Annotated in this window: 7 protein-coding genes and 1 pseudogene; 7 read left to right on the top strand and 1 reads right to left on the bottom strand. The window is 39.7% G+C overall.

What is annotated here, in order from left to right:
* From A3GS_RS11760 to A3GS_RS0108940, 7 genes and pseudogenes are all read left to right on the top strand, one after another.
* Positions 1-121 (top strand): annotated as a pseudogene (locus A3GS_RS11760) (IS200/IS605 family transposase); the annotation flags it as partial.
* 312 nt (positions 122-433) lie between these two features.
* The gene (locus A3GS_RS0108965; protein WP_018365067.1) at positions 434-1,714 is read left to right on the top strand and encodes an O-acetylhomoserine aminocarboxypropyltransferase/cysteine synthase family protein; all 1,281 of its coding nucleotides are present in this window, start codon (positions 434-436) and stop codon (positions 1,712-1,714) included.
* Entirely contained in the window at positions 1,714-2,034 is a 321-nt protein-coding gene (locus tag A3GS_RS12065; RefSeq protein ID WP_018365066.1) for an HAD hydrolase family protein, read from the top strand. The genes A3GS_RS0108965 and A3GS_RS12065 overlap by 1 nt, the downstream gene beginning before the upstream one ends.
* 205 nt (positions 2,035-2,239) lie before the next feature.
* On the top strand, positions 2,240-2,899 hold the full coding sequence (locus tag A3GS_RS0108955; RefSeq protein WP_018365065.1) for a DNA alkylation repair protein: 660 nt from the start codon (positions 2,240-2,242) through the stop codon (positions 2,897-2,899).
* A 67-nt stretch (positions 2,900-2,966) separates the two neighbouring features.
* Positions 2,967-3,458: a thiol peroxidase gene (tpx, locus tag A3GS_RS0108950; RefSeq protein WP_018365064.1), complete on the top strand. Its 492-nt coding sequence runs from the start codon at positions 2,967-2,969 to the stop codon at positions 3,456-3,458.
* A 93-nt stretch (positions 3,459-3,551) separates the two neighbouring features.
* Positions 3,552-4,148 carry a restriction endonuclease subunit S gene (locus A3GS_RS0108945; protein ID WP_018365063.1) on the top strand — a complete coding sequence of 199 codons (597 nt, stop codon included), beginning with the start codon at positions 3,552-3,554 and terminating at the stop codon, positions 4,146-4,148.
* Positions 4,149-4,157: 9 nt separating this feature from the next.
* The gene (locus A3GS_RS0108940; protein ID WP_018365062.1) at positions 4,158-4,430 is read left to right on the top strand and encodes an aromatic acid exporter family protein; all 273 of its coding nucleotides are present in this window, start codon (positions 4,158-4,160) and stop codon (positions 4,428-4,430) included.
* 42 nt (positions 4,431-4,472) lie between these two features.
* On the opposite strand, the gene A3GS_RS0108935 is transcribed toward A3GS_RS0108940, so the two are convergent.
* Positions 4,473-4,703: IS3 family transposase (locus A3GS_RS0108935; RefSeq protein ID WP_018365061.1), on the bottom strand; the 231-nt coding region annotated here is incomplete at its 5' end.

The following is a 4,703-nucleotide window of genomic DNA, read 5'->3' as shown; positions in this document are numbered from 1 at the left end:
AGTTGGACTGAACGAAGCCACTATCAAAAAATATATCCAAGAACAAGAAAAACATGACCTCGCCCTAGATAAATTGAGCGTAAAAGAATACGAAGATCCCTTTAGGGATGATGGCAAGTAATACCAACGCCTCTTTAAGAGGCAAGTGACGAGTCAAAAGCAGTGAGGCTTGAACAAAGTGAAAGCCAGCGTCTTTAGGCGCTGGCTGGTGATGTGGGCTTATAGCCCCTGTTCAAACCACCCGTTAGACGGGTGGTCATGATTTTTCTCTACGAGAAAAACTGGCTGGAAGCCATAATAAGACAAAAGGGATTTGTTCAATCCCTTTTGTTATAGTTTAAAACTATAACTAATTCATAAAAATAAATATTAGTCAGTTTTAAGAAAAAGGCGTAAAATAGAGGTAGATTATGAATATCACAAGGAGATTCTTATGACTCGCGATTTTTCTTTTGAAACCCTACAACTTCACGCTGGACAGAGTGTTGACCCAGCTACAAAATCACGCGCAGTACCTATTTATCAGACAACTTCTTACGTTTTTGATGATGCACAGGATGCAGAAGATTCATTTGCTCTTCGAAAAAATGGTAATATTTACACGCGTATCACTAATCCAACAACAGCTGTTTTTGAGGAAAGGATGGCTGCGCTGGAAGGCGGTGTCGGTGCTCTAGCAACGGCTTCGGGTATGGCAGCAGTGACATATACAGCGCTGGCCTTGGCTCACGCGGGTGACCATATTGTTTCTGCAACAACGGTTTATGGTGGCACTTTCAATCTTCTCAAAGAGACTCTTCCTCGTTATGGCATCACCACTAGTTTTGTTGATGTCGCTGATTTTGCTGCGCTTGAGGCTGCTATTAAGGACAATACTAAATTTATCATTGCAGAGACTTTAGGAAATCCCTTAGGCAACGTGGCTGACCTTGACAAATTGTCTGAAATAGCTCATCGCCACAATATTCCTCTGGTTGTCGACAACACCTTCGGTACACCATACTTGATTAGCGTCTTTTCACATGGCGTTGATATCGCTGTGCATTCAGCGACTAAGTTTATCGGTGGTCATGGCACGTCAATTGGTGGTGTTATTGTTGATTCGGGTAATTTTGACTGGGAAAAATCTGGCAAATTTCCGCAATTTGTTGAGGAAGATCCTTCGTATCACAATCTCAGCTATACACGAGATATTGGTGCAGCAGCGTTTATTACTGCGGTGCGCACGCAATTGCTCCGCGATACAGGTGCTTGCTTGTCGCCATTTAATGCTTTTCTTTTGACGCAAGGCCTTGAAACGCTCTCTTTGCGTGTAGAACGTCATGTTGAAAATGCTAAAAAGATTGCCGCCTATCTGGAAAGCCATCCTAAGGTAACCAAGGTTAACTATGCTAGCCTGCCTTCAAGTCCATATTATGAGTTGGCTCAGAAATACTTACCAAAAGGTGCTAGCTCAATCTTTACTTTTAATGTGTCAGGTGGAGCAGCAGCCGCACGTAAGGTTATTGATAGTCTAGAAATCTTCTCTGACTTAGCTAATGTAGCCGATGCTAAATCTCTAGTAGTTCACCCAGCGACTACAACCCACGGTCAAATGAATGAGGAAGATTTACGTGCCTGCGGTATTGAACCAGAACAAATCCGTGTTTCGATTGGCCTTGAAAATGTTGATGACTTGATTGAAGATTTGCGTTTGGCCTTGGAGAAAATTTAGTGAATAGAAGAGCTGAGCTCAACCTAGAGATAGGCTGGGCTTTTTGGTATAATGAAAACATAATTTTTGTATTTGCTTTAGATGGCACTATTTATTTTGATTGGATGACGATTGCAGCAGATATTAAGGATATTTTGGCCGGTACTCCGACTTTTGGTCACTCAGTAACTTTTGCTTCGGCGCGTTCTTATCGGGATTGCATTGATGTTTTGGAAAATCAGCTGGCGCAGAACTTGGTGATTGGGCTTAATGGTGGCCTTGCTTATGAAGCAGGAGACCTGATTTTTCATCGCTATTTGGAAAAGAGTGCTTATGCTTAGATACTTTCTTGGTGCTACAATCATCACTTACCCTATTTTGTTGACGACGATTTTAATTAGGTTAGTTTTTATGATCAGCAAATTCTCTTTATAAAGAGTGTTGATTCCTTGAACTTAGTGCAGAGATTATCTGTCAATGACTTGCATAATCCGATTAAGATGGTCATTTTTCTAAAAAAATCCAAGAAATTTTTGAGAGGTTTGCATGATTAGTTTTGAGACTTTAACCAATCGTTTTGAAGCCTTGGCAAATTCAGAGAAAGCTGTGCAGATGGCAGCCTACATGAAAAATCAGTTTGCTTATTTCGGTATTCAGACACCTGAGCGCAGGGCGAGTTATAAGGAATTGTTAGTTACTGAACGAAAGACTAAGATGATCGATTGGGATTTGCTGGATCAATGCTGGCAGGCTTCACAGCGTGAATATCAGTATTTTGTGGGTGACTACTTGCGCGCCATGAAGAAATATTTGGTGTTTGAGGACATAGCAAGGCTAGAAAAGTATGCCAGAAGCCAGCAATGGTGGGACACCATTGACTTTTTGAATCAGATTATTGGAAATATTGGTTTGGCAGATGACCGTGTGGATGATCTTATGCGATCATGGGCGCGAGATGAGGATTTTTGGATTAGGCGCTTGGCCGTAGAGTATCAGATAGGGCGTAAAAAACAGACCAAGCCAGAATTGCTGGAAGAGATTCTAGTAGCTAATTTTGGAAGTGATGAATTTTTCATTAACAAGGCTATTGGCTGGGCTCTTAGAGATTATTCCAAGACGAATCTTGATTGGGTGCGCGGCTTTATCCAGAGGTATGGATACCTGATGTCAGCACTGAGTGTTCGTGAAGGCAGCAAATATATTTAAATTTCAGACAAATTGTTAGAAAAATGTTGCAATTTTCCTTACAATAAAGTTATTTAGGAGGTAAACTATGGCTACATTTTTAGGAAATCCTGTTACGTTTGTGGGAAAGCAACTTCAGGTCGGAGACAAGGCGCGTGATTTTTCGCTGACAACAACGGATTTGACGAAGAAAACTCTATCAGATTTTGCGGGTAAGAAAAAGGTGCTGAGTATTGTGCCATCTATTGATACAGGCATTTGTTCAAGACAGACACGAACTTTTAACAAAGAGTTGTCTGAACTTGATGACATAGTTGTTATCACTATTTCTGTAGATCTTCCTTTTGCCCAAGCTCGTTGGTGCGGGGTAGAAGGTCTAGAAAATGCTGTTATGTTGTCAGATTATTTTGACAATTCTTTTGGTAAAGATTACGCTCTGTTGATGACTGAATGGCATCTTTTAGCACGAGCTGTTTATGTTCTTGATGAGAATGACATTGTCACTTATGTTGAATACCTTGACAACATTAATTCAGATCCTAATTATGAAGCAGCGATTACAGCAGCTAAGGCATTATAAATTTCAAGTCTCTACATAGTTTGTGGAGATTTTTCTTTAAAATAATAATGAATTGTGTTAGTATTTAAATACTAACATATAAAAGGAAGATTTATGACTGATATTTTAAATGAATATAAATTAAATCAAATAAAAAAAGTCAAGCTAGGCGACATTGCAGAAATTTTTAAGGGAAAAGCTCTTCCTGCTAAAACAAAGTCTGGGGAATTTGCTCTAATTAATTTGAGAGATATGACAGAAATAGGTGTTGACTATAGCCAACTTCAGACTTTTTCTGCGGATAGAAAAACTTTGTTACACTTTCTCTTGCAGGAGGGTGACGTCCTGATTGCCTCCAAGGGAACTGTCAAGAAGGTTGCTGTTTTTGAAAAACAGGATAGAGATGTAGTAGCGTCTTCTAATATTACTATTCTAAGACCAACTCAAAAAGTTTACGGACAGTATATTAAACTATTTCTTGACTCAGCTGTAGGGGAGGCTCTTTTAGAGAGTGTAAATAAGGGAAAATCAGTAATGAACTTAAGTACTCAAGGAATACTTGGAATAGAGATACCTGATATTCCGACTGTAAAGCAGGCCTATCTTATTAATCGTTATCAGCAAGGACTGAGTGACTACAAACGGAAGATAGCACGAGCGAAGCAGGAGTGGCAGAAGATTCAAGCGGATATCGAGAGAAATCTATTTTAAGGTGATCGCATGAGGTTGTTGGAAAGAACTATTAAAATTGTTTTGGCTGCCTACTTTGCTATCATTTTAGCACATTCTATCGGTTTGGCTTACTCTAGTTCTGCAGGAATCATTGCTATTTTGAGTATTTTAGATAGTCGAAAGACCACCTTTAAAGTTGCTTGGCAACGTCTTTTCTCGGTTTTATTAGCATTCATTATAGCGACTATTGCATTTTTAGTATTTGGATACTCATTCTTGAGTTTAGCTATTTTCCTCCTCGCTTATGTTCCGATTTCCTGAAAAGGCAACACTTTTCTGTACAAAATTTATAAAGTGTTTTTGTTAAACGATTGCTCTTTTAGTCATGGGTGTTTGGTAATTAAGAGTGCTGTGGATGCGATGGTGATTCCACCAGTGGACATCATCTTTAGTTTTAAGGGTTAATTCTTCCAGAGAGCGGAAGGTTTCTTGGTTGATAAACTCCAGTTTGAAGGAGCGATAGGTACTTTCAGCTACCGCATTGTCATAAGGACAACCCGCTTGACTCAGCGAACGTGTGATGCCAAAGGCTTC

Origin of the sequence: Streptococcus caballi DSM 19004, assembly GCF_000379985.1 — a bacterium.
Taxonomy (GTDB): domain Bacteria; phylum Bacillota; class Bacilli; order Lactobacillales; family Streptococcaceae; genus Streptococcus; species Streptococcus caballi.
The sequence above is the reverse complement of the archived record's forward strand: the minus strand, read 5'-3'. Positions and strand labels throughout refer to the sequence as shown.

Excerpts from the sequence above, each read along its gene's own strand:
- A3GS_RS0108965 (WP_018365067.1), top strand. The coding sequence starts at position 434 with ATGACTCGCGATTTTTCTTTTGAAACCCTACAACTTCACGCTGGACAG.
- A3GS_RS0108955 (WP_018365065.1), top strand. The coding sequence starts at position 2,240 with ATGATTAGTTTTGAGACTTTAACCAATCGTTTTGAAGCCTTGGCAAAT.
- tpx (WP_018365064.1), top strand. The coding sequence starts at position 2,967 with ATGGCTACATTTTTAGGAAATCCTGTTACGTTTGTGGGAAAGCAACTT.
- A3GS_RS0108945 (WP_018365063.1), top strand. The coding sequence starts at position 3,552 with ATGACTGATATTTTAAATGAATATAAATTAAATCAAATAAAAAAAGTC.
- A3GS_RS0108940 (WP_018365062.1), top strand. The coding sequence starts at position 4,158 with ATGAGGTTGTTGGAAAGAACTATTAAAATTGTTTTGGCTGCCTACTTT.